Origin of the sequence: Micromonospora sp. BL4 (assembly GCF_003667505.1) — a bacterium.
Taxonomy (GTDB): domain Bacteria; phylum Actinomycetota; class Actinomycetes; order Mycobacteriales; family Micromonosporaceae; genus Micromonospora.
Window position 1 is genome coordinate 30,898 of record NZ_RCVJ01000088.1, and the last position, 22,978, is coordinate 53,875.

Here is a 22,978-nt window from a genome sequence, read left to right on the forward strand (position 1 = left end):
GGGCAAGGGAATTACGGCCGCGTCCCGGCCCCGCTCCGGCCAATCTGCCCAATCCCGTCCGACCGGCAGCCGGTAAGGCGAGACTGACAATGAACAGGCACGGGAGCCAGCCGACGGGGCCGGCCGAGGGGAGTGCGCCGTGACATCGGGATCGATGAGTCAACGGATCAAGGGCCTGCTCAACAGCCCACGGGCGCGTGACCTGATGCAGCGGGGTCGCCGCCAGGCGGCCAAGCCCAGCACGCAGCAGAGGCTTCAACAGCTCATGGCCCGCCTGACCGGCCGGTCGAGCCGGCGCCGCTGAGACATCCGGCACGGGAACCAGCGGGAGCTGCCATCGTGAGCGACACCAGTCTCGGCGTCGACGGCCAGCGGGGCAGCGACTACGCCGACCTGTCCCGGCAGGTCCGCGCAGCGGGTCTGCTGGAGCGGCGGCGACGCTACTACGCCGTGCGCATCGGTCTCGTCGTCGGTTCCTTCGCCGCGCTGTGGGCGCTGTTCGGACGACTCGGTGAGTCGTGGTGGCAGCTTGGGGTGGCGGTGGCCCTCGCGGTGGTGATCGCGCAGGCCGGGTTCATCGGTCACGATGCCGGGCACCGGCAGATCGGTCGCTCGCGCCGGGCGAACGACCTGATCGGCCTCGTGCACGGCAACCTGCTGACGGGGATCAGCTACGGCTGGTGGGTGGACAAGCACAACCGGCACCACGCCCACCCGAACACCGAAGGCAGGGACCCCGACATCACCGTGGCGCCCCTGTCATTCACTCCCGACCAGGTCCGGCGACGGCGCGGCCTCGGCGCACTGTTCGTCCGTCACCAGGCGTACCTCTTCTTTCCGCTGCTTCTGCTGGAGGGCCTGCACCTGCACGCCATCAGCCTGCGGGCTGTCCTCGGCCCGCGCCGCCTGGCGCGTCGGCCCGCCGAGGCGGGGCTGCTGGCTCTGCATCTGGGCGGCTACCTCGCCGCCGCGTTCCTGGTCCTGAGTCCCCCGCAGGCGGTCGCGTTCATCCTCGTCAACCAGGGCGTGCTGGGCCTCTACCTCGGCTGTTCCTTCGCTCCGAACCACAAGGGCATGCCGATCCTTGGCGCCGAGGACAACCTCGACTACCTGCGGCGGCAGGTCGTCACCTCCCGCAACGTCCGGGGCGGGAGGTTCCTCGACACCGTGTTCGGCGGCCTGAACTACCAGATCGAGCATCACCTGTTCCCGAACATGCCGTGCCCCAACCTGCGTCGCGCCCGGCCATTGATCCAGCGGTTCTGTGTGGAGCACGCCATCGGCTACCACGAAACCAGTCTGGGTCGCTCCTGGGCGGAAGGGCTGCGCCACCTGCGGAAGGTTGGTAGCCCCGAACCTCGAACCGACGTCGCGGTGCGCTGAGGGGCGATACAAGAGGGCCGATTCAAGCGGCCAGCTCGATGGCAGAGCCTGACAACAAGCACCAATCAGACAGAACGATTTCCGGGAGGGATCATGGCAAGCAGGAGACGCGCGACCAGGCGACCGGCCCTGATGCTCGCTTTCGCGGCAGGGGCGTTGACCGGGGCAGCCGGCATGCTGACCTTGCGGCGCCGCTGGCAGGAGGCCGACATCTCGGCGGACGCCGCCGGCGCCGAAGCGGGTCAGTCGACCCCGCCACTGGGCGGACGATACGACAACCCCACGCAGAAGAACGTCAGCGCGCCAGCGACCCAGCAGGGCTGAACCGGAAATCCACAGCCGCCGAACGTGTGTCATGGCGCGTGGCAAGCGCGGCGGATGGGCAGCATCACATCATCCTTTCGGTTAGGTTTCGGCTGCCCGTTGGTCTAGTCTCTGCTCAGACGGTTGGCGCCGGAGACGCTGGAGTGCGACCGCGGTGATGCGGAGGAACCAGCATGATCACCACCACTGATCGGCCCGCGACGACGAGTACCCACGTCCACCACGACGCCTCTTCCGACTCACCCGCCACCAAGCTGCTTCTCGCCATGGCGGCGTTGCCCGCCGACGACCCGTCCCGCCCCGCGCTGCGGGATCGGGCGATCGAGGCGTGGCTGCCGCTGGCCACTCACCTCGCCCGGCGCTACAGCGGGCGCGGCGAGCCGACCGGGGACCTGACGCAGACCGCGGCACTGGGGCTGATCAAGGCGGTCGACAAGTTCGACCCCTCCCGTGGTGTCGACTTCGCCGGTTACGCGATCCCCACGATCGTCGGGGAACTGAAGCGGCACTTCCGGGACCGCACCTGGGACATCCGGGTGCCGCGCCGGCTGCAGGAGATGCGGCTGGCGATCTCGGACGCCAACAGCACCCTGTTGCAGACGTTGGGTCGTTCGCCCACGGTCGCCGACATCGCCGCCCACCTCGGGCTCACCGAGGAGCAGGTGCTGGAAGGGCTGGAGGGTGCGCGGGCGTACAACGCGGTGTCGTTGTCCACCCCGATCGGCGACGGTGAGCGCGGCACCGAACTGGGCGAGATGCTGGGCGGCGAGGACAGCCAGTTCGCCCTGGCCGAGCTGCGGGTGGCTCTCGGCCCGGCGCTCGCCACGCTCGACGAGCGGGAGCAGAAGATCCTGACTCTGCGCTTCTACGGCAACCAGACGCAGAGCGAGATCGCCGACCAGGTCGGCGTTTCGCAGATGCACGTGTCCCGTCTGCTGGCCCGCGCGCTCGCCAAGCTGCGTACGCAGTTGGTCGACGCCTACTGACCGCCGCCCGTCCCCGGTGCCCGCGTCACCCCGGCCGCGCGCGTCCGCGGCCAGGGCCACCTCGCCCCTGTGGTAGACAGTCGGCGTGGTGGAGGCGAGCCAGTCCGCGGAACGTAGCGTCGACGACACGGTTCTCGACGCTGCCCGGGACTGCGTGCTGGCCTACGGCGTCCGTCGCACGACGATGACGGACATTGCGCGACGCGCCAACGTCTCCCGGATGACCGTCTACCGGCGCTGGCCGGACGTGCAGTCCCTGATCGGTGACCTGATGAGCCGGGAGTGGCATCAGGTGCTGATGGCCGCGGCGGACGTCGAGACCGGCGGCTCGGCCCGGTCCCGTCTGGTGTCGCGGGTGGTCGCGGTGGCGGGGCAGCTACGGGACCACCCGCTGCTGTGCAAGATCCGTGACGTCGATCCCGAGGTGCTGCTCCCGTACCTGCTCGACCGGCGGGGCAACGGCCAGGACGAGATGCTCCAGTTCCTCGCGGCGGCGCTGGCCGACGGTCATGAGGACGGCTCGATCCGGTCCGGCAGACCCGACGTTCTGGCCCGCGCGATATTCCTTACCACGCAGTCGTTCGTGCTGTCCGTCCGCACGGTCGCCGACGACGTGCCGCTCGCCGAGTTCGACCGGGAGTTGGCGCTGCTCGTCGACGGCTACCTGCGACCGGGCTAGCCGGCGATGACGCGCAGCGCCTGCGGGCGGACCTCGACGTGCAGCTCGTCGGTCCGGCCGACGGGATCACCGTCGCCGTACACCGTCATCGGACGGTCGGCGCACACGGTGACCGACGTGCCGCGGTAGGAGAAGACGTGCCCGCGCCGCAGGTGCCGGCCGGTGCGCATCTGTCGCAGCGCCACCGGGAACAGCAGCTTCGGTGCGTGTCCGATCACGACGACGTCCATCGTCCCGTCGTCGGGCTGCGCCGCCGGGGCGACGTGCAGGCCACCGCCGTAGTACCCGCAGTTGGCGACCACCACCGTGTAGGCGTACGTCCGCTCCGTCCGGCCGTCCACCGCGATCGTGTACCGGGTGCGCGGCCAGCGCAGCAGCGCCCGCAGGCCGGCGGTGGGATACACCAGCGGCGCGGGCAGACGCGACCGGTTCGCCAGCTCGTTGGCCGCCGCGTCGACGCCGACGTAGACGCTGCCGACGACGGTCCGACCCGCGACGCGAAGGACGTCGAGGTGCCGCGCCCGTCCGTGCAGCAGCAGGTCCGCGATCGCGTCAGGGGAGTGCGGCAACCCGAGCTGGCGGGCGAAGTCGTTGCCACGACCGGCGGGGACGACGCCGAGCAGACCGCCGGTGTCGGCGACCACGCCGCCGAGCAGCCGGATGGTGCCGTCGCCCCCCGCTGCGACGACGACCTCACCGGCCTGCACGGCCGACGTGGCGCACCGGCGAGCCTCTTCGGCTGTCTGCGTGTAGTCGACACGGATCCGAGCGCCGGCGGCGCGCAGCAGATGCGCCACCGGCATCAGGCGGGACAGGCCTCGGCGCGCGGTGGGCCCGAGGATCACTGCGAAGGACCGCACCTCACGGCACCAGGATGCCGGGATTGAGGATGCCGGCCGGGTCCAGCTGCTGTTTGACCGCCCGCAGCAGGTCCACGGCGACGTCGCCGATCTCGGCGGCGTACCAGGCCCGATGATCCGCGCCGACACCGTGATGGTGGCTGATGGTGGCACCGGTGGCAGCGATCGCATCGCTGGCCGCCGTTTTCGCGTTCCGCCAGCGCTCGACCGGGTCCGAGCCGGGGGAGCAGATCACCGTGAAGTACAGCGACGCGCCGGTCTCGTAGACGTGGGAGACGTGCGACAACACCAGCGCCCCGTCCGGCAAGGCGTCGAGGATCGCCTGCCGGACCCGGTCGTGCACCTCCGGCAGCGCCGACCAGTACGTCGCGGTCTCCAGGGTCTCCGCGAACGCGCCCGCGTCCAGCAGGGCGTCCCGCAGGTACGGGGCGTCGAAGCGGTGCCGTGCCCACTGGTGACCCGGCGCTTCGCCCAGCGGCACCCCGCCGTGCGCCGCCAGCACGTCAGCGGCCGCTTCGACGGTGGGAACCACGTCCGCGCCGTCGTACCCGACGATGAGCTGGCAGCCGCCTTCGGCGTGGCCGGACCCCGTCGCCCCGATCATGGTCTCGACCTCGTCGGACAGCCGCAGCACCGTCGGCCGTGGCCCGTCCTGCGCCAGCCGCCGTACGGCGTGCAGACCGTCGGCGAACGACTCGAACCGCCAGCCCTCGTGGTGTGACTGCATGGGTAGGGGGCGGATCCGGACGGTCACGTCGGTGATGACGCCGAGTGCTCCCTCGCTGCCGAGGAAGAGCTGCCGCAGATCGGGGCCGGCGGCCGAGGCGGGGGCGCGGCCGGCCCGTACGGTGCCTCGGGGCGTGGCGACCGTCAGCGCCACGACCATGTCGTCGAAGCGGCCGTAGCCGGCCGACGCCTGGCCGGACGACCGGGTGGCGGCGAATCCACCGATGGTGGCGTACTCGTAGGACTGCGGCACGTGCCCGAGGGTGAACCCGTGCTCGGCGAGCAGCTCGGCAGCCCGTGGGGCGCGCAGCCCGGCCTGGAGCGTGGCGGTCCGCGACACCGGGTCGACGGCGACGACGGCGTTCAGCCGGCTCAGATCGACGGCGACGTGTCGCGCCGCGGACGGCGTGAGCCCACCCACGACGGAGGTGCCGCCACCGAACGGGACCACGGCCACCCGGTGCCGGGAGCAGAGGTCGAGGACGGACAGCACCTCGGCGTGGTCGGCCGGGCGCAGCACGGCCTGCGGAGCCACCCGCACCTCGCCGCTGCGGTGACGGAGCAGGTCCGGCGTCGACATGCCCGACGCGTGTCGTGCCCTGGCGGCCGGGGCGGTGACCACGTGCTCGGCGCCCAGCACCCGTCGCAGCGCGTGCAGGACCGTGTCGTCCAACTCGAGGTCCGGCACCGTCGCCTCGGCCAGCGGTACGGCCGGCGGCGGGGGTGTCAGCTCGAGGACCTGCGCCAGCAGCGTCGAGGCGGAGCCCGGCAGCGCCTTCGCGTCCGCCGTGGTGCCCCAGCGGGCCCACCCGACGGTCGACGCTTCCCCTTCCATATTCATGTGTGACAGAGTGACATTGAACGTCACTACATCGCAAGGAGGCGTGTGAAAACCTCGCTGACCGTCTCCCGCCGGGAACGTGACCTCACCGAGCTGGCCACCGGGGCGCCCGTCGACGTCCTGGTCGTCGGGCTGGGTGTCACCGGCGCCGGAGTGGCGCTCGACGCCGCGAGCCGCGGACTGTCCGTGGTCGCCGTCGACGCCGACGACCTGGCCCACGGCACCTCCCGCTGGAGCTCCAAACTGATCCACGGCGGCCTGCGCTATCTCGCCCACGGGCAGGTCGGCATCGCCTACGAGAGCGCCGTCGAACGCCACCTGCTGCTGACCCGCACCGCGCCGCACCTGACACGCCCGTTGCCGATGCTGCTGCCGGCGACCGCGTACACCAGTCGTTGGCAGGCGGGCGCGGCGGCGGCCGGCCTGCACGCCGGAGACCTGCTGCGGACCTGGGCGGGAACCTCCCGACGGACCCTGCCCGGTACGCGCAGGCTCGGCTCGGCCGAAGCGGGCGCGATGGCGCCCGCCCTGCGGCCGGCCGGCCTCCGCGGAGCACACCTGTCCTGGGACGGCCAGCTCTGCGACGACGCCCGACTCGTCGTCGGCCTCGCGCGCGCCGCCGCCGCCCACTCCGCCCGCGTCCTGACCCGCTGCCGGGCGATCAGCCTGCACCGGGAGGGCGCCACCATCGAGGACACCCGCACCGGGGCACGCATGCACGTCGCCGCCCGCGCCGTCGTCAACGCCACCGGCGTGTGGGCCAGCAGCCTGACTCCCCACGTCCGCCTACGCCCGTCCCGGGGAACCCACATCGTCCTGTCCGCCGCCCGTCTGGGCGGGCTCTGGGCCGGCCTGACCATCCCGGTCCCCGGCGAGTTCACCCGCTACGTCTTCGCCCTGCCCCAGACCGACGGCCTGGTGTACGCCGGACTGACCGACGAGCCGGTCGACGGACCGGTCCCCGACGTGCCGCAGCCCACCGACGCCGACATCGCGTTCCTGCTCGACGTCCTCAACAGCGTCCTCGATCAGCCGCTGCGACCCACCGACGTTCTCGGTGCCTACGCCGGGCTGCGGCCACTGCTCGCCGACTCCGACACCCGGACCGCCGACCTCTCCCGCCGACACGCCGTCATCGACGACCCCGACGGGATCATCAGCGTGATCGGCGGCAAGCTCACCACCTACCGCCGGATGGCTCAGGACGCCGTCGACACCGCCATCCGTCGACGCCACCTCGCCGCCGGCCCCTGCCGCACCCGCCGCCTCCCACTGCCCGGCGCGGCGAGCAGAGCACAACTGGCCCGGGTCCCCGCGCCACGCCGGCTCGTCCACCGCTACGGCACCGAAGCCGTCGACGTCCTGGCCGACGCGCCCGCCGAACTCCGGAAGCCGATCGGCCCCGACATCCCGGTCACCGGCGCGGAACTCCTCTGGGCCGCCCGGCACGAGCTCGCCCTCACCGTCGACGACCTGCTCGACCGGCGCACGCGCATCGGTCTCGTGCCGGCGCACCGCGAGGCCGCACTGCCGACGGCGCGAGCCGCCCTCGCCCTGGCCGCCGAGCGGTGACCGGAAATTCCGTCCGAAGTCGGACCATTTCCCCCCGCCCTGCTAGCGTCGTACCTGGCCAGGAAGGCTGCGCGGACCCGGTTCACAGGGATCGACGCCGCCCGGACCAGCAGGGGTGCCGCCTGGCAGGACCGGCGACGACGGTCCTCACGAGCCGCGAAGGGTCCGGGCGATGTTCGAGGGATTCGAGGAGTTCGACATCCCCACGTCCGGGGCGACGATCCACGGCCGCCGTGGCGGAAGCGGGCCCCCGGTCCTGCTCCTGCACGGCATCCCCGAGACGCACCTGATGTGGCACCGCGTGGCGCCGCAGCTCGCCGAGCACCACACCGTGGTCGTCACCGACCTGCGCGGCTGGGGCGACAGCGGCAAACCGCCGAGCAGCGCCGACCATGAGCCGTACAGCATGCGAGCGATCGCCCGCGACCAGATCGAGGTCATGCGAAGCCTGGGCCATGAGCGGTTCGGGCTCGTCGGGCATGATCGCGGCGCACGGTGCGCCTACCGTCTCGCGCTGGACGAACCAGACGTCGTCAGCCGGCTCGCGGTCCTGGACGTCGTCCCGGTCGGCGACGTGTACGACCGCGCCGACATGGCGTTCAGCCTCTCGTACTGGGTCTGGTCCTTCCTGGCGGCGCCGGCGCCGGTGCCCGAGCGGTTCATCGACGCGGCGCCCGCCGTCCTCGTGGATTTCATGCTCGACACGTGGCCTGAGGTGAAGGACGCCTTCCCGGCCGAGGTGCGGGCCGCCTACGTCCGGCAGTTCAGCGATCCCGCCACCGTCCACGCGATCTGCGAGGAGTTCCGCGCCGCCGCGACACTGGACTACCAGCAGGACGAGGCGGACCGGGGCAACCGGAAGATCGCGTGCCCGGTGCTGTTCCTCTGGAGCCAGCGGGGTCAGGTCGCACGGCTCTATGACGACCCGCTCAGCATCTGGAGGCAATGGTCCGACGACGTTCGCGGCGGGCCGGTCCCGGTCGGGCACTTCATCCCGGAAGAGGCTCCGGAGGAGACCGCACGGCAACTGCTGGACTTCCTGCGGTAGAACGACGGTACGTGGCGGGCTGCCGTGCCACGCCGACACCGAGGAGTTACCAGCATGTCCGGACCGATCGTCCCGCTCACGCTCGGCACGTGGCCCACGCCGGTCGAGCCGATGCCCCGCCTGGCCACGGCTCTCGGCCTCGGTCGCGACGACCTGCTCATCAAGAGGGACGATCTCACCGGCCTCGGCGGCGGCGGCAACAAGATCCGCAAGTTGGAGTGGACGGTCGCCGAAGCGCTCGCCGGTGACGCGGACACGCTGGTCACCACGGGAGCGCCGCAGAGCAATCACGCGCGGCTCACCGCCGCGACCGCCGCGCGCCTCGGTCTGCGTGCCGTGCTGGTGTTCCCGGGTGCACCGGCGACGGCTCGAACCGGCAACCTCGTTCTGGACGCGTTCCTCGGCGCCGAGATCGTCTTCACCGGCGTGCAGGGCCGGCAGGCGCTCGCGGACGCCGCCACGCGGGTGTGCGACCGGCTGCGTTCCGAAGGCGCCCGCCCAGCCCTCATCCCGTTCGGCGGGTCCACCGAGTTGGCGGCCCGCGGCTACGCCCGGTGCGGCGAGGAGTTGCTGGCCCAGGTGCCCCACCTGCGTACCGCCGTGGTCGCCCTCGGCTCGGGCGCCACGATGGCCGGGCTCGTCGCGAGCCTGGGCCCGGACCGCACGCTGGGCGTCGACGTCGGGGCGGTGGACGACCCGCGGCAGCGCGTCGCGGGGTTCGTCACCCCACTCTCGCCGGAGGTACGCGCCGAAGACCTGCGCGTCGACCGGGACCAGGTCGGGAACGGCTACGCGAGTCTCACCGCGACGGTCCAGGAGGCGCTGACGCTCGTCGCCCGGCTGGAGGGGATCATCCTCGACCCCACGTACACCGGGCGGGCGATGGCCGGACTCATCGCGGCGATCCGGCGCGGTGAGATCGCACCGGGCCACACGACAGTCTTCATCCACACGGGCGGGCTGCCCGGGGTGTTCGGGCACCCCGACATCCCCGCGTACGCCGAGAGCCTCCCGCCTGGACGGTAGGGAACACCGGCGGGCGTCGGAGGCGGCGAGCTGACCGGGCCCGTGGTTGGATGTGCGCCGTGCGGCTGTCTCCCGGATCCGTGTGCTGGCCGGTTGTCGCCGGCGCGTCGGTGGTGCACGTGGCTGGCGCGCTGTCGGGCGCGCCGGTCCTCGCGGGACAGGCGATCGGGGTGGCGCTGACCAGCCTCGCGGCGATCGTGCTGCTCGGTGCCGGGCGGGGCCGCCTCGCCGTGGCTGCTGGTGTCGTCGTGCTCGCCGTCGACGTCGTGTCGTCGGCGAAGGGCTCGGACGGGCCGAGGTACCTGTCGCCGTTCTACGCGCCGCTGAGCGCTCCCCGTCCGTCCGTCGGCGAGGATCTCGCGTGGCTGGGTATGGCGTTGTCGGCGCAGGTCACGCAGCATTGGCCGGCGTTGCTGGGCCTGTCGCTGATCTGCGGCGGTTCGGTGGTGACGTTGACCGACCGGGCACGGACGGACACCCGGTGGCTCCGTCGGGTCGCGTGGGCCGCCGTCGCGGGGCTGGCCGTCGCCCTGCTCACCTCCGTCGGCGGGGGTGATCTGCCCCGGCTGCTGGTCGCGCTCGCCGCCCAGTTGCCGACCATCGCGGCGGTTTCCGCCGGGCTGACGGTGCTCGTGGTGGCCGCCGGCCGACAGCGGCGGTTCGGCGTTCCGGCCATGCTGGGGGCCTTGGTGCTGATCGCGGCCGTCATCGACGCTGACCTGGCGGCTGTGGCGCCGCTCCGCCCAGCTGTCCTGGAGGAGATGCACTCGTTCAGCCAGCAGTCCGCGTTCCTCGAGCCGGGCATCCGCTCGCCCGTGGAGGTTGCCGTGGCGCTCGGCCACACCTCCTCGCCCGGCCTGGCGACGGCACCGCTGCTGGGGCTCATGCCGGTCCTTGCGATCGCACTGCTCGTGTTCGCGGCGCCGACCTGGGGCCACGGGTCCAGCCGCCGCGATGGCGGCCACGACGGGGCGCGAGGCGTGGATCCCGGCGACGGGGGCGACCCTCGCGGTCAGCACGACGGTCGCGGCCCGGAGGGGACCTGACGGCAGGTGGGGCGCGAGCACGATCGTGCACCGTCGGTTTCCGGACCCGCAGGCTCGCCTACCTCGTATCGTGACGATGTCCCCTGGTCGCGTGGACGGTGAGGTGCATGGACGACGGAGAACGCGAGCAGGCGTTGCTCACCGCCCTGACCACCGAGCATTTCGTGCTTCAGACCTCCCGCAGCGCCACTGTCACCGAGTCGGTGGGCAGGGCGACGGTCTTCCTCTCCATGCTCTCGGCCGCTCTGATCGGGCTGGGTTTCGTCAGCAGCAACGCCGCCTTCGTCGGGCCGTACCTCGGGGCGGTGCTGCCCACTCTGATGATCACCGGGTTGCTCACCTTCCTGCGGCTGGTGCAGAACATGGTGGAGAACGAGCTGGACCTCGCGCGGATCCAACGCATCAGGGCGTACTACCAGCATCGGCTGGCCGGCGACCACGACTTCTTCGCCGACGCGGTGCAGGGCGAGGGCATCATGCGGGCGAGCTGGGCGGCGGTCGGCAACACGCCCGGGCGAGCGCAGCTGCTGCTGACCACGGCGGCGATGGTGGGTGCGGTGAACGCGCTGCTGGCCGGGCTCTCGGTCACGCTGCTGGCCGGACTGGCGGGGCTGTCGTCCGGGTTCGCGATCGGCGTCGGCGCCGTGTTGGCCCTGCTGGCCTTCGCCGCCCAGGTCGCCTACATCAACCGCGCGTCGATCTCCGAGCCCGGGTAGGGCCTGGGCGACAGTGGGCCACCCGACAGAAATGGCGGGTGCTCGTGTGCCACCGGCACGAGCCGCCATGATGGGGCGGTGAAGATCCTGTCCATCCAGTCCTCGGTCGCCTACGGCTACGTCGGCAACTCAGCGGCCGCCTTTCCCCTCCAGCGGCTCGGCCACGAGGTCTGGCCGGTGCTGACGGTCCACTTCTCCAACCACACCGGGTACGGCGCGTGGCGCGGGCCGCTGCTGGAGCCGGCCCAGGTGGCCGAGGTGATCGAGGGCATCGCGGACCGCGGCGTCCTCGGCACCGCCGACGCGGTGCTGTCCGGCTACCAGGGCGACCCGGCGGTCGGCGCGGTGATCCTCGACGCGGTGGACCGGGTCAAAGCCGCGAACCCGAAGGCCGTCTACTGCTGCGACCCGGTGATGGGCGACATCGGCCGCGGGATGTTCGTCCGGCCGGGCATTCCGGAGTACATGCGGGATGTCGTCGTCCCGCGCGCCGACATCATCACCCCGAACCATTTCGAGCTGGACTTCCTCGCCGGCCGTACGACGAACTCCCTCACGGAGGTGCTGGAGGCGGTCGACGTGGTACGCGAGACCGGGCCGCGGCACGTCCTGGTCACCAGCGTGCTGCACGGCGACGTGCCGGCGGGGTCACTGGAGGTGGTGGCCGTCTCGGACGAGGGCGCCTGGGCGGTCACCACACCGCTGCTGCCGATCAACCCGAACGGCGGCGGCGACGTCACCGCGGCGCTGTACCTCGCGCACCTGTGCACGACAGGTTCGCCGGCGATCGCGCTGGAACGCACCATCGCCTCCGTCTTCGCCGTCCTGGAGGCAACCCTCACGGCCGGCACCCGGGAGATCCAGCTGATCGCGGCCCAGGACGCGATCGCCGAGCCGCCAACCAGGTTCACCGCCCGGCGGCTGCGCTGACCCACGGTACGCCGTGCCGCGAGCCGACCCGGGCAACCACCCGCTGTCACTCTCGGGCAACCCGTAGTGTCGTCATGCGGTGGTCATGAGCGGGCGCGGGGTGATCGATGACTGCGGAGGGCGACACGGGGTTGCCGGCGCGTGGCCGGGGGGATCCGGCGCATCCCGCGTACCTGGAGTTGTTCTTCGATCTGGTCTACGTGTTCGCCCTGATCTCGCTGGCGGAGGAACTGGCCACCGAGCTCACCTGGACAGGCATCGCCCAGACCCTGGTGCTGCTGCTCGCGTTCACGCTCATCTGGGCGCTCACCGTATGGGTGCGCGACACGCTCGACCAGGCGAGGTCGGCGGTGCAGGTGCTGTTCATCGGGACGGTGGCGGCGAGCCTGCTGCTGGCGGCCACGGTTCCGGACGCGTACGGCAACCGTGGCCTGCTGTTCGCGATCACGTACGTGACGATCCGCCTCGGCTCCAACGTCTACACCCTGCTGTTCGTCCGGGAGCCGTTCCACCGTTCGAGGAGCGTTCGCGTCCTGCTGTGGGAGGCCATCGCCACGATCGCGTGGATCGGTGGAGCAGTTCTCGATGAGACGGACCGCCTGATCCTCTGGGCGGTGGCGATCGGGATCGAGTACGCCTCGGCCGCACTCGGCTGGCCCGTGCCACGACTCGGGCGTTCGCATTCGGAGGAGTGGCGGCTGACCGCTGAGCGACTCTCCGAGCGGTACCGGCAGTTCGTCATCGTCGCGCTCGGCGCGTCGCTGTTCGTGACCGCGGAGACCTTCAGCCGGAGCGACTTCGCGGCCCCGCGGGTCTGGGCGCTCGTGGTCGTCTTCCTGATCGTGGTGCTGATGTGGCGGATCTACATCTACCGGGCCGGAGAACTGCTGACCGAGGCGATCGCCAAGTCGGCGAGACCCTCCCTGCTCGGCCAGTCCGCCGCGGTCACCCATCTGATCATGGTGGCTGGTATCGGGGGCGCCGCCGTCACCAGCAAGCTCGTCATCGATCGGCCGTTCGGCGAGACCCCGCCGTCCTGGATCGCGGTCATCCTCGGCGGTCCGGCTCTCTTCCTGCTCGGCCGTGGGGTGCTCGACTACACCGTGTTCGCTCGGGTGTCCAGGTCGCGGCTGGTTGGTCTGGTCCTGCTGGGCGGGGTGGCACCGGTCACGTACCTGCTGCCGCCGCTCGTGGTCGCCCTTCTCGCCATGATCGTTCTGGCGGCGGTCGCGGTGGCGAACCTGCTGAGCACCCGGTCGCACCCCCGTACGGCGGCGCCTCCGGCACTGCGCTGACCCGATCATGCGGGTGCCGCCGGTCGCCGGCCCGCCGGCTCAGCGGGCGGGCACGGCGGCACTCGTCAGCCGCGAGCGCGGGGCCGCCACCTCGCCGATCAGCGTGAGCAGCAGGACCAGGTTCGCCACGACCAGGACCCCGACTGGTGGCAGCAGCGGCATCGCGGGCCCGAGGGCGCCCAGCACGACGATCCCCACCACCCGTGGCCAGAGGATCCGACCGGTGACCACGAAGTCGAACAGACAGCCGCCGAGCAGGAACAGGGCGGGCCCACCCAGGATGGCGACGACCCAGCCCGACGGTGTCTCCCCGAACGGACGGCCGATGACGAGCGTGTCGCTGGCCGAGATGACCACCACCCCCGCCACCATGACCAGATGGGTGTACGAGGTGGAGGTGCCGGAGCGGACCCGCTCCACCGTCGAGACGGTGGTCGGCGCCAGTAGCTGTCGCATCCGGTGGAAGTACATGTGGAACAGCACGAGCGCGTTGGCGAGCGCGACCGTGCACGCCACCACCCGGCCGGCCTCGAAGTCGCTCGCGGCCAACCCCACGCCCGCGGTCAGGATCAGCTCACCGAGGGAGATGATGAAGATCTGCCGGTGCCGTTCGGACAGGTGGGCGCCGGTGAAGATCTGACTGGCGAGTTCGGTCCGACCGAGCCTCGGTGTCGGCCAGCCGATCCGGGCCGACCCGAGGTCGACCGCCACCGCGATGGACCAGAGCACCAGCCTTGCCGTGCCGTCCACGAGGGCCCCGGCCACCCATGGTCCGGCGGTGACGCAGAGCCAGAAGAAGACGCGGATGCTCCTCGCCTGGATCGGCCGGTTCACCCGGGTGCTGGGAATGAGGACCGAGTCCCGGACCAGGTGGATGGCGAAGTACGCCACGACGAAGAGCCACCCGTGTGCGCCGAACGCCCTCGGGATCGCGATGGCCATCAACAGGGTGCCGAACATGACCACGAGAACGGTGGCCTGGATCAGCGGCAGGCGCGGGTTGAACAGGTCGGTGAGCCACGCGGTCAGCACCCAGACCCACCATGCGGCGAGCAGCAGGACCGCGGTCTGCACCGCGTTCCGAACGCTCAGGTCGTGCACCAGCCCCGCGGAGAGCCGGGAGAACATGAAGATGTAGACCAGGTCGAAGAAGAGTTCCAGGAACGTCGGAAACTCGGGCTCGCCGCGTCGGCGAAGAATCCGGGGTAGCGGACTCGACGTCACGGCGGCTGCCTCCTAGGGGACGCCCGACCGGGAGTGGAGGCGCTGGCGACTGGCAAGGTTCCTGTCACCTCCGAACCTACAAAACGGGACATGCCCGGACACCCGAAAGGGCTCACCTCCGGGCGTCCCGCCGGGGCCGCCGTTTCCGGGTCGGGCCCGGGCGGGCGCTCGCCGGTGACGCGCGAGCGGCCGCCCGTGCCCTTCCTCTGCGGACGCCGTCCGCCTCAGCAGCGGCCGAGATCCTCCCACTGTTGTGTCCAGCCCGGCTCCGACCCCTGTGTCCAGTACCGCGCCCGCCACAGGTGCTTGCCGTCACCGGACGGCGGACCGCTCGGGTCGCCGTACCTGCTCCTCTCGTGCTTCACCGTCTGGCCCCCGGTGTACGCCGTGCCGAAGGACCACTCCGGCGCGGTGGAACAGTTGCCGGCCGGCGGCGGTGTGGTGGGAGGCGTCGTGGTGGGAGGCGTCGTGGTGGGCGGCGTCGTCGTCGGCGGGTTCGTCGGCGGGTTCGAGCAGCCACCCGTCGAGTCGACCGTGTCGGCGAACGTGCTGCCCGCCGAGCGGTACGCCGCCGTCTTCGCCGTCACCTGCGCCGGGGTGAGTGCCTGGTTCTTCGCGAACAGCACCCAGTCGACCTGCTGGATGTAGGTGCTCAGCCCGCCCGAGTGGGCCGCCGTGTCGATGAACCAGAGGTTCCAGTTGATCGTCATCGTCTGCCGGGGGTAGAACTTGCCCGAGTGGTCGCCCACCTGCACGCCGTCGATGTAGTAGATGACGTGGCCGTTCGCCACCGTCGCCACGAGGTCGTGCCAGCCGTTGAGGCTGCGGCGCTGCTCGGAGTGCACGTTGTCCGCGTACCAGGGCTCGTTGCGGTACGTGTACCAGGTGGTCTGGTAGTTGATCGGACCGGTCTCGCCCCATCCGCCGTTGGGCAGGTACTCGGAGATGTCCAACTCGCTGTACGTCGGGTCGAGGTCGCCGTTCAACGGGCTGATCGTGAAGAACGTCTGGTTGATGTGGTCGCCGTCGTTCCCGCTGACCGGCGTGTCGGTGAAACGCACCCGACTGGCGTAGGTGCCCTCCAGGTAGCGCTTCTGGGTGCTGTACAGCTCCGCCTGGTTGGTGCCGGCGCCGGTGCCGTCGGTCGAGGCGGTGAGCTGCATGACCTTCTGGCCGTCGGCCGTGGGGAAGGTGATGCTGTTCGGGGACCAGGTCGCCCCGGGCACGCCCGGGCCGCCGGAGTAGCTGCGCGGTGTCCAGCCGTGCGCGGTCAGGGAACTGTCGCTCGACGAGGTGTAGGAGAAGTCGTCGAACAGGTAGCCGCACTCGGCGGCGGACGCACTGGGTGCGCTGGTGAAGACTGCCAGCGTGCCGAGCAGGGCGGCAGCTCCCACGAACCCTAAAGATCTACGTCTGTCGATGGACATGAGCCGGGACCTCCGTTGGGTGGGGATTGAGAAGGGACCTACTTGACCGCGCCGGCGGTCATACCGGCGCGGATGTGCCGTTGGAACGCGACGTAGGCGACGAGCACCGGCAGCATGGCGATGGTCAAGCCGGCGAACAGACCGCTCCAGTCGCTGCGATACCCCTGGCTGACCGACAGGGCGGCCAGACCCTGTGCCAGGACGTACCGGTCCGGGTCGGGGTTGAGAACCAGTGGCAGCAGGTACTGGTTCCAGAGCCCGAGGAAATTGAAGATGCCGACGGCGACCAGACCCGGCCGGGCCATCGGCAGCATCACGCGGAAGAAGACCCCGCTGTGCGAACAGCCGTCCATGAACGCCGCCTCCGCCACCTCACCGGGCAGCGTGCGGAAGAACGCGTGCAGGAAGAAGACCGTGAAGGGCACGGCGTACGCCGCGTACACCAGGATCAGACCGGGGTACGTGCCCAGCAGTCCCAACTGTTGGACGACGAAGAAGAGCGGCACCAGCGCCAGGAACACCGGGAAGAACATCGCCGCCACGAAGACGTAGTAGATGAGCCGGTTGCCGCGGAACTCGTAGCGCGCCAGGGCGTAGGCGACCAGCGAGCCCAGCAGCATGGTCAGCAACAGCGCGCCACCCACGACGATGACGCTGTTGAGGAAGTACCGGCCGATGCTGGCCTGCGTCCACGCCCGCGACCAGTTGTCGAGTTGCGGCGAGGCCGGCAGGGACCACGGCTCGTTGAGGATCTCGTTGTCGGTCTTGAAGGAGCTGACCACCGCCCAGAGCAGCGGCAACGCGGTGACGACGGCCCAGGACAGCATGGCGAGGTGCACCGGAAAGGCGGCGGGGGAGCGCCGGGCACGACGCCCCGGGGCAGGCGGGGCGGCGGCGACCGTGCGCTCACGGGTCAGGGTCATGCCAGCTCCAGTCTTTCCCTGCGGCCCGACCGCAGCGCCAGCACGGCCAGGGTCAACGTGGCGAAGAACAGGGCAACCCCCATGGCCGAGGCGTAGCCGAACTTGCCGTACTGGAAGGCATTGCGGTAGAGCGAGAGGCCGATCACCTCGGTGGCGCCGTCCGGGCCGCCGGGGCCGACGGTCATCACCTGTACGACGGCGAAGGCATCCAGGGCCGCTATGCCGAGATACACGAACGCGACCTGCACGCTCTCCCGGACCAGCGGCAACGTCACCGTGCGGAAGGTCGCCCAGCCACCGGCCCCGTCGAGCAACGCGGCCTCGAACAGCTCCCGGGGAATGCTGTCGATGGCGGCGCTGAACAGCACCACGTAGAAGCCGACCGACGACCAGACCAGCACCGCCATCACCGCCACCAACGCCAGGGACGGCGACGCGAGCCAACTCCGGGTCAGCCCGTCCAGGCCGACCGACCGCAGCGCCCCGTTCAACAGGCCGTTGTTCGGGTTGTAGACGAACCCCCACAGCACCGCGATGACCACGAGGGACAACAACTGCGGAAAGAAATACACGATCTGGTACGCGCCCGAGCCCGCGATCGCCCGTCGCCCACCGCGGCCGCCCAGGTGCATCATGCTCGCCAGGAACAGCCCGATGCCGATGGTCACCAGTGGCACCACCACCAGCATCACCGCGTTGTTGCGGACCGCGTCCAGGAACAGGGAGTCGCCGCCGAGGCGGGCGTAGTTGCCCGCCCCGACGAAACGCGCCTCGCCGGCGACGCCGGTCCAGTCGGTCAGCGACAGGTAGAAGGCCTGCGCGTACGGCGACAGCACGAAGACCGCGTGCAGCACCAGCGCGGGCACCAGCGCGCCGGCCAGGAACCGCCACCGACCGTGCTTCATCAGCGGGTGTACTTCTTCACCGAGGAGTCCTTGGCCAGCGCGTCGGCCGCCTTCTGGATCCGGTCCGACCACTGGGCGGCGGTGCTACGCCTGTTCACCAGTTCACCGGTGGCGTCGTCGACCGCCTTGGCCAGCGGCGCGTACCAGGTGCGGAACCGGTAGGTGAAGGTCTCGTTCCCCGCCGCCTGGACCGCGTCGCGGACCGAGCCCAGGCCACTGCTCAGCGTCAGACCGTCGGTGGCGCCGGCCACCGCGGGCAGGGTCCCGGCAGTCTCGGCGAACGCCTTCGCCGACTGCTTCGAGAACAGGATCCGCAGGTACTCCATGCCGCCGGCGGGATTCTTCGCCTTCGCCGGCACCAGGAACGATTCGCTGCTGGCCGCCTGCACGGCCGTCTGCTTCAGCGCGTCCGCCGTCGTCCGCGACGGCACCGGACCCATCACCATGTCGAACGTCGCCGGCGTGACGCCCTTCTGCTCGCTCTCCAACCACGAGCCGCACGGGATGAACGCGGCCTTGCCCTGCGACCACGCCGCCTGCGCCTCGGTGTGGGACAGCGCCTCGGAGCCGGACATGATGTAGCCCTTGCCGGCCAGCTCCGCGAACGCCTCGGCCGCGCCGATCAGACCGGGGGCCTTCCACGCGTTCGGTTCGAGGTTGTCCACGGCCTTGACCAGCGACAATCCGCCGGTCTTGGCGGCCATGCTGAGCAGCGGATCGTTGATGTACTCCGGATACTTCCCCTGGTACGTCCACGGTGCCAGGCCCGCCGCCTTGATGGTCGCGCAGAGCGTCAGCATCTCCTCCCAGGTCTTGGGGAAGGCCCAGCCCTTCGACGCGAAGAGCGGCTTGGAATACCAGAGACCCCAGACGGTGTAGGTGAAGTTCAGGGTCAGCGGCACGGCGTCGAACGTGCCGTCGTCGACGACGCCGGGCAGCAGCGTGTCGCGGACGGTCTTGTTCGGATCGTCGTAGGCGGGAGCGTCCAGCAGTTGGCTCAGGTCGCTGACCTGACCGGCGGAGACCAGGGTGGCGATGTCGAGGCGGCTGGCGCCGGTGTTGTCCACGACGTCCGGCGGGGTGTTCGCGACGAACCGGGGCTGCAACGCCTCCCCGATCTTCTGGATGCCCTGGTGGTCGATCTTCGCGCCCGCGTACTTCTGGGCGTAGAGCGTCTCGGCGCGCTTGGCGTACTCGTCGCCGTACCCGCCCTTGAAGATCACGACCTCGAGCGGCGCGTCCGCCTTGACTCCCAGCGGGTTGTCGGCGCTCTTGGCGCCGGTGTTGCCGGCGGCCGGGTCATCGTCGTCGCTGCCACTGGTCACGCAGGCGCTCAGCAGGGGTACGGCCACACCGGCGGTCACCGCCGTGCGCAGCACAGTTCGTCTCGTGGGGTACGGTCCGGACAGGGGTGAAGGGTTCATCAGCTGGGCCTTTTCCCTAAGCGGTACGCCGGATGCGCCCGGCGTACCGCGCTTCGATGTGTCTGTTGTGCTCCCGCCCGCCCGGCACGTTGTCGGACAGGTAGACCGGCGGGGTGACATTGAGTGCCAGCAGCCGTGCCACCACCTCGGTGACGATCTGCTGAGCCAGCAGTGCCGCGGTGATCGACGAGACGGCCCCGACGGCGCCGTTGCCGTAGTCGAGGGACGCGTCGCCGTACGGTGCGCCGTTGTCGAGCACGACATCGGCGAGGTCGGCGAGCTTGAGCCCGCTGTCGTGCCGGGATTCGACCCGGGTCGAGTGCTCGACCGAGGTGATCGCGATCAGCGCGTGCCCGCGCTGCTTGACCAGGTGCGCCATTTCCACCACCGCGCCGTTGACGCCGGAGTTGGAGGCGATGACGAATGCGTCGTCGGGCTTGATCGGGGCGAGGTCGTAGAGGCGGTGCGCGATGCCGGGCGTGCGCTCGAGTTGGGGGTCGCTGAGCACACTCGTCGGCTCGCCGCCGTACAGGACGATGTCGCGTAGGGCGATCCTGTTGGTCGGCACCAGGCCACCGGCCCGGCCGGCGATCTCCATGGCGAGGGCCTCGGAGTGTCCGCAGCCGAACGCCTGGATCACCCCGCCGGCCTGAAGCGTCGCGGTCAGCAGGTCGGCGGCCTGCGCCACCCGGTCGCCCTGGGTGGTGCTGACGCGTTCGATGGCCTTGGTGATGACCTCGACGTAGTCGGCGCTTGTGATCGTCACAGCGGCTTTTCCCTCCGTGCTCGCTTGCGGTTGGCGGTGGTCTCCGGCACCCGGTGCGCGTCGACGGCCCGTACGGTCAGTTCGAGCGCCTCGGCGGTGCGTTCGTAGGTGCGTTGCGCGACGGCGACGTAGATGAGGTCGAGGATCAGCAGCTGCGAGTGCAGGGCGGACAGGGCCGCGAGCCGGAACGTGGTCTCGTGCACCGAGGTGGTGAAGACGACGTCGGCGACCTCGGCCAGCGGCGAACGCGCGAACGACGTGACCGCCACGGTCAGCGCGCCGTGGTCGGCGGCCTCGGCGAGCACCTCGATCGCTTCGCGGGTCCGGCCCGAGTGGGAGAGGCTGATCGCGACGTCGCCCGACCCGAGCAGGGCGGCGTTGGTCAGGGCGGTGTGCGTGTCGGCGCGGTACCGCACCGGAACGCGGATGCGTTCCAGCCGGAACGCCATCTCGCTGCCCGCGGTGCCGCTGCTGCCCAGCCCGAAGATCTCGACTCGGCCGGCGGCGGCGATCGCGGCCGCCACGCGTTCGATCGCGGCAGTGTCCAGGCCGGACGCGGTCGCCTGGATGGCCCGGGTGTCCGCGGCGGTGATCACGTCGAGGACGCTGCCGAGGGGATCGTCGGGTGCGATGTCCCCGGAGATGTCGGTCTCCCAGCGTGCCTGCTCGGCCCGGCCGGTCTCGGTCGCGACGGCCACGCGGAGGTTCGCGTAACCCTTGAAGCCGAGGGCGCGGCTGAACCGGGTGACCGTCGCGGTGGACGTCCCGGACCGCTCGGCCAGATCGACGATGCTGGCGTGGGCCGCCGTCTCCGGATCACTCAGAATCGCCTCGGCGATCTTCGCCAGAGCCTCCGGCATGGCCGGCCCCTCCATGCGGAGCCGCACCAGCAGCCCGCCACTCTCACCCGTCACCAGTGATCGTCCTTTTCATCGACTCGCTTTGGTAATGAAAATTACGACCGCTCGTGCGTCTAGTCAACAAGAACTTTCTATGCTTCGATCTGCCGCATGGTGCTGGTACTGGGTGTCGACGCGGGTGGCACGGCGTCCCGCGCGGTCGTGGTGACCCGGGACGGCACCGTGACAGGACGCGGCTCGGCGGGCCCGGGCAACCCGACGGCGACGGGCCCGGCGGCCGCTCGCTCCATCGGCGCGGCGGTGCGGGAGGCCCTGGGCGGCCACGACCCCGCATCCGTGCGCGCCGGCGTCGTGGGCATCGCCGGCGCCGGCATCATGGTGGATCCGCTGATCGCGGCGGCCTTCGACCGCGCGTGGACGGAGTGCGGCCTGACCTGTCCGGTCGCCATCGTCGGAGACGCGGTGACGGCCTTCGCGGCCGGCACCCCGGCGCACTCGGGCGCGGTGCTGATCGCCGGCACCGGCGCGGTCGCCGCCCGCATCGACAACTGGCGCGTCGGCCGCACCGCCGACGGTCTCGGCTGGCTGCTGGGCGACGAGGGCTCCGGCCTGTGGCTGGGACTCCAGGCCGTCCGCGCGGTGGCCCGGGCCTGGTCCACGCCGACCGTGGACACCGGGCTGGCGGCCACGATCGCGGCGCATACCGGGGCGACCACCTGCGACGAACTCGTGCACTGGGCTGGCCGTCAGCAGCCGGGGGCATTCGCCGCGCTGGCACCCCTGGTGTGCGCGTGCGCCGTGGCCGGTGACCCCCTCGCCGAGCGGCTGACCGCCGACGCCGCCGCCCGGCTCGTCGCCACCCTCGGTGAGCTCGGCCCGCCGGACGGCCCGGTCGTGCTCGCCGGCAGCCTGCTCACCAGGACCACCCCGGTGCGAGCGGCCGTCCTGGCCACCCTCGCCGGCCCGGTTGCGACCGCCCGGGATCCGGCCGTCGGGGCCGCCTGGCTCGCACTGCGCCAGGTCACCGACCCGGCGGAGGCGGCGCGCCTGCACCCCCGCATGCTGCTGGACGTGGTCCCCGCGGCTGGGCCGCTCCCCGGCGCGGCGGGCGGCGGCGCGCGCCAGGTGATCCCCTGAAGCGGTGCCCAACTGCACCCGGCCGAGCGCCGTGACGTGGCCGAAGGGGTCGTGCGGCGGGTTGGTGAGAGAGGCCGGCGCGTAGCGTTGGCACGTCTGTGCCACCACCGCGATCCTCGGGAGACGTCAAATGACCGCCGCCACCTTCCGCGCCCTGCACCACGGCCGTGCCAGCGGCGACCCGCTCGTGCTGCCGGGGCCGTGGGACGCGGCCAGCGCCCGGATCTTCGCCGACGCCGGTTTCCCCGCGCTCGCCACACCGAGCGCCGGGATCGCCGCGTCGCTCGGCTACGAGGACGGCGCCACCCCGCCCGATGAGATGTTCGCCGCGGTGGCGAGGATCGTCCGCGCCGTTTCCGTGCCCGTGTCCGCCGACATCGAGGGCGGTTACGGCCTCGCCCCCAGTGAGCTGGTCGGGCGGCTCCTGGAGACGGGCGCCGTCGGCTGCAACCTGGAGGACTCCGAGGGCCACGCCACGCTCAAGGACCCTCAGCGGCACGCGGACTGGCTGGCCGAGGTGCGTGCGGAGGCGGGCGACGCGCTCTTCATCAACGCGCGCGTCGACACCTTCCTGGTGGGGACGGGTGATCCGGCTGACGCGGTGGCCCGCGCCCGCCTGTACGTGGCCGCCGGCGCCGACTGCGTGTACCCGCTCATGGCACCGCCCGAGGTGCTGCCGCTGCTGCGGGAGGGCATTGCGGGCCCCATCAACATGGCTGCCGAGCCGAACAAGGAGTCCGTGGCCGAGCTGGGACGGCTGGGCGCCACCCGTCTCACCTTCGGCCCGGGGATGCAGCGGTACGCGGCGCGGGCGATCGGCGAGCTGGCGGCGGCGCTGCGCGTCTGACGTCCGGCGGTCCGGGTCGCATCCTCCCTGGCC

The 22,978-nt window shown here is 71.3% G+C and carries 23 protein-coding genes; 14 read left to right on the forward strand and 9 right to left on the reverse strand.

Translation table 11 applies throughout. The features are described from left to right. The first annotated feature begins 154 nt into the window (after nucleotides 1-154). The 5 genes from EAD89_RS30435 (at nucleotide 155) to EAD89_RS08340 (ending at nucleotide 3,372) form a co-directional block, all read left to right on the forward strand. Entirely contained in the window at nucleotides 155-304 is a 150-nt protein-coding gene (locus EAD89_RS30435; RefSeq protein ID WP_158609853.1) for a hypothetical protein, read from the forward strand. Nucleotides 305-339: 35 nt separating this feature from the next. Next, nucleotides 340-1,383 carry an acyl-CoA desaturase gene (locus EAD89_RS08330; RefSeq protein ID WP_199733445.1) on the forward strand — a complete coding sequence of 348 codons (1,044 nt, stop codon included), beginning with the start codon at nucleotides 340-342 and terminating at the stop codon, nucleotides 1,381-1,383. A 174-nt stretch (nucleotides 1,384-1,557) separates the two neighbouring features. Continuing rightward, on the forward strand, nucleotides 1,558-1,707 hold the full coding sequence (locus tag EAD89_RS30440) for a hypothetical protein (protein ID WP_158610726.1): 150 nt from the start codon (nucleotides 1,558-1,560) through the stop codon (nucleotides 1,705-1,707). A gap of 173 nt (nucleotides 1,708-1,880) precedes the next feature. Then, nucleotides 1,881-2,693, forward strand: coding sequence for an RNA polymerase sigma factor SigF (locus EAD89_RS08335; RefSeq protein WP_121657095.1), 813 nt, complete (start codon nucleotides 1,881-1,883; stop codon nucleotides 2,691-2,693). 85 nt (nucleotides 2,694-2,778) lie between these two features. After that, nucleotides 2,779-3,372, forward strand: a complete 594-nt coding sequence (locus EAD89_RS08340) for a TetR/AcrR family transcriptional regulator (RefSeq protein ID WP_121675322.1) — start codon at nucleotides 2,779-2,781, stop codon at nucleotides 3,370-3,372. On the opposite strand, the gene EAD89_RS08345 is transcribed toward EAD89_RS08340, so the two are convergent. Both EAD89_RS08345 and EAD89_RS08350 read right to left on the reverse strand, forming a co-directional pair. Next, nucleotides 3,369-4,232 (reverse strand): diacylglycerol kinase family protein, encoded by an 864-nt coding sequence (locus tag EAD89_RS08345; RefSeq protein ID WP_121657097.1) that lies wholly within the window; start codon nucleotides 4,230-4,232, stop codon nucleotides 3,369-3,371. The two genes, EAD89_RS08340 and EAD89_RS08345, sit on opposite strands and share 4 nt — an antisense overlap. 1 nt (nucleotide 4,233) lies before the next feature. After that, entirely contained in the window at nucleotides 4,234-5,799 is a 1,566-nt protein-coding gene (locus tag EAD89_RS08350; protein ID WP_121675323.1) for an FAD-binding oxidoreductase, read from the reverse strand. 45 nt (nucleotides 5,800-5,844) lie between these two features. On the opposite strand from EAD89_RS08350, the gene EAD89_RS08355 reads away from it, so the two are divergent. The 7 genes from EAD89_RS08355 to EAD89_RS08385 all read left to right on the forward strand — a co-directional run bounded on the left by EAD89_RS08355 (nucleotide 5,845) and on the right by EAD89_RS08385 (nucleotide 13,432). Then, a complete protein-coding gene (locus EAD89_RS08355) occupies nucleotides 5,845-7,371 on the forward strand; it encodes a glycerol-3-phosphate dehydrogenase/oxidase (protein WP_121675324.1) in 1,527 nt (508 codons plus the stop codon). Nucleotides 7,372-7,543: 172 nt separating this feature from the next. After that, nucleotides 7,544-8,419: an alpha/beta fold hydrolase gene (locus EAD89_RS08360; RefSeq protein WP_121657100.1), complete on the forward strand. Its 876-nt coding sequence runs from the start codon at nucleotides 7,544-7,546 to the stop codon at nucleotides 8,417-8,419. A gap of 54 nt (nucleotides 8,420-8,473) precedes the next feature. Further along, nucleotides 8,474-9,445 carry a pyridoxal-phosphate dependent enzyme gene (locus EAD89_RS08365; RefSeq protein ID WP_121675325.1) on the forward strand — a complete coding sequence of 324 codons (972 nt, stop codon included), beginning with the start codon at nucleotides 8,474-8,476 and terminating at the stop codon, nucleotides 9,443-9,445. Between the two features lie 59 nt (nucleotides 9,446-9,504). Continuing rightward, nucleotides 9,505-10,491 (forward strand): hypothetical protein, encoded by a 987-nt coding sequence (locus tag EAD89_RS08370; protein ID WP_158610727.1) that lies wholly within the window; start codon nucleotides 9,505-9,507, stop codon nucleotides 10,489-10,491. A 107-nt stretch (nucleotides 10,492-10,598) separates the two neighbouring features. Continuing rightward, nucleotides 10,599-11,207 (forward strand): hypothetical protein, encoded by a 609-nt coding sequence (locus EAD89_RS08375; RefSeq protein WP_121675327.1) that lies wholly within the window; start codon nucleotides 10,599-10,601, stop codon nucleotides 11,205-11,207. Between the two features lie 78 nt (nucleotides 11,208-11,285). Continuing rightward, nucleotides 11,286-12,137, forward strand: a complete 852-nt coding sequence (gene pdxY, locus EAD89_RS08380; RefSeq protein WP_121657104.1) for a pyridoxal kinase PdxY — start codon at nucleotides 11,286-11,288, stop codon at nucleotides 12,135-12,137. Nucleotides 12,138-12,244: 107 nt separating this feature from the next. Further along, nucleotides 12,245-13,432, forward strand: coding sequence for a low temperature requirement protein A (locus EAD89_RS08385; protein WP_121675328.1), 1,188 nt, complete (start codon nucleotides 12,245-12,247; stop codon nucleotides 13,430-13,432). A gap of 39 nt (nucleotides 13,433-13,471) precedes the next feature. Here the strand turns inward: EAD89_RS08385 and EAD89_RS08390 are convergent, their stop codons facing one another. From EAD89_RS08390 to EAD89_RS08420, 7 genes are all read right to left on the reverse strand, one after another. After that, the gene (locus EAD89_RS08390; RefSeq protein WP_121675329.1) at nucleotides 13,472-14,656 is read right to left on the reverse strand and encodes a low temperature requirement protein A; all 1,185 of its coding nucleotides are present in this window, start codon (nucleotides 14,654-14,656) and stop codon (nucleotides 13,472-13,474) included. A gap of 224 nt (nucleotides 14,657-14,880) precedes the next feature. Further along, a complete protein-coding gene (locus EAD89_RS08395) occupies nucleotides 14,881-16,083 on the reverse strand; it encodes a glycosyl hydrolase (RefSeq protein WP_121675330.1) in 1,203 nt (400 codons plus the stop codon). Nucleotides 16,084-16,121: 38 nt separating this feature from the next. Then, entirely contained in the window at nucleotides 16,122-17,006 is an 885-nt protein-coding gene (locus EAD89_RS08400; RefSeq protein WP_121675331.1) for a carbohydrate ABC transporter permease, read from the reverse strand. Next, complete coding sequence (locus EAD89_RS08405; protein ID WP_121657109.1) at nucleotides 17,003-17,911, reverse strand: carbohydrate ABC transporter permease; 909 nt, start codon at nucleotides 17,909-17,911, stop codon at nucleotides 17,003-17,005. Before EAD89_RS08405 ends, EAD89_RS08400 begins: the two co-directional genes overlap by 4 nt. Next, nucleotides 17,911-19,290, reverse strand: coding sequence for an N-acetylglucosamine/diacetylchitobiose ABC transporter substrate-binding protein (ngcE, locus tag EAD89_RS08410; protein ID WP_233578347.1), 1,380 nt, complete (start codon nucleotides 19,288-19,290; stop codon nucleotides 17,911-17,913). Before ngcE ends, EAD89_RS08405 begins: the two co-directional genes overlap by 1 nt. Nucleotides 19,291-19,351: 61 nt before the next feature. Then, complete coding sequence (locus EAD89_RS08415) at nucleotides 19,352-20,101, reverse strand: sugar isomerase domain-containing protein (protein ID WP_121675333.1); 750 nt, start codon at nucleotides 20,099-20,101, stop codon at nucleotides 19,352-19,354. Beyond that, complete coding sequence (locus EAD89_RS08420; protein ID WP_121657112.1) at nucleotides 20,098-21,015, reverse strand: MurR/RpiR family transcriptional regulator; 918 nt, start codon at nucleotides 21,013-21,015, stop codon at nucleotides 20,098-20,100. Before EAD89_RS08420 ends, EAD89_RS08415 begins: the two co-directional genes overlap by 4 nt. Nucleotides 21,016-21,111: 96 nt before the next feature. Between EAD89_RS08420 and EAD89_RS08425 the strand changes: the two genes are divergently transcribed. Both EAD89_RS08425 and EAD89_RS08430 read left to right on the forward strand, forming a co-directional pair. Then, nucleotides 21,112-22,098: an N-acetylglucosamine kinase gene (locus tag EAD89_RS08425; protein ID WP_121675334.1), complete on the forward strand. Its 987-nt coding sequence runs from the start codon at nucleotides 21,112-21,114 to the stop codon at nucleotides 22,096-22,098. A gap of 130 nt (nucleotides 22,099-22,228) precedes the next feature. Next, complete coding sequence (locus EAD89_RS08430; protein WP_121675335.1) at nucleotides 22,229-22,945, forward strand: isocitrate lyase/phosphoenolpyruvate mutase family protein; 717 nt, start codon at nucleotides 22,229-22,231, stop codon at nucleotides 22,943-22,945. Nucleotides 22,946-22,978: the final 33 nt, after the last annotated feature.

What these genes read in the sequence shown, in the direction of transcription:
- EAD89_RS30435 (WP_158609853.1), top strand. Translation starts at nt 155, where the DNA reads ATGAGTCAACGGATCAAGGGCCTGCTCAACAGCCCACGGGCGCGTGAC.
- EAD89_RS30440 (WP_158610726.1), top strand. Translation starts at nt 1,558, where the DNA reads ATGCTGACCTTGCGGCGCCGCTGGCAGGAGGCCGACATCTCGGCGGAC.
- EAD89_RS08335 (WP_121657095.1), top strand. Translation starts at nt 1,881, where the DNA reads ATGATCACCACCACTGATCGGCCCGCGACGACGAGTACCCACGTCCAC.
- EAD89_RS08350 (WP_121675323.1), bottom strand. Translation starts at nt 5,799, where the DNA reads ATGAATATGGAAGGGGAAGCGTCGACCGTCGGGTGGGCCCGCTGGGGC.
- EAD89_RS08360 (WP_121657100.1), top strand. Translation starts at nt 7,544, where the DNA reads ATGTTCGAGGGATTCGAGGAGTTCGACATCCCCACGTCCGGGGCGACG.
- EAD89_RS08365 (WP_121675325.1), top strand. Translation starts at nt 8,474, where the DNA reads ATGTCCGGACCGATCGTCCCGCTCACGCTCGGCACGTGGCCCACGCCG.
- EAD89_RS08375 (WP_121675327.1), top strand. Translation starts at nt 10,599, where the DNA reads ATGGACGACGGAGAACGCGAGCAGGCGTTGCTCACCGCCCTGACCACC.
- EAD89_RS08385 (WP_121675328.1), top strand. Translation starts at nt 12,245, where the DNA reads ATGACTGCGGAGGGCGACACGGGGTTGCCGGCGCGTGGCCGGGGGGAT.
- EAD89_RS08395 (WP_121675330.1), bottom strand. Translation starts at nt 16,083, where the DNA reads ATGTCCATCGACAGACGTAGATCTTTAGGGTTCGTGGGAGCTGCCGCC.
- EAD89_RS08400 (WP_121675331.1), bottom strand. Translation starts at nt 17,006, where the DNA reads ATGACCCTGACCCGTGAGCGCACGGTCGCCGCCGCCCCGCCTGCCCCG.
- EAD89_RS08405 (WP_121657109.1), bottom strand. Translation starts at nt 17,911, where the DNA reads ATGAAGCACGGTCGGTGGCGGTTCCTGGCCGGCGCGCTGGTGCCCGCG.
- EAD89_RS08425 (WP_121675334.1), top strand. Translation starts at nt 21,112, where the DNA reads ATGGTGCTGGTACTGGGTGTCGACGCGGGTGGCACGGCGTCCCGCGCG.
- EAD89_RS08430 (WP_121675335.1), top strand. Translation starts at nt 22,229, where the DNA reads ATGACCGCCGCCACCTTCCGCGCCCTGCACCACGGCCGTGCCAGCGGC.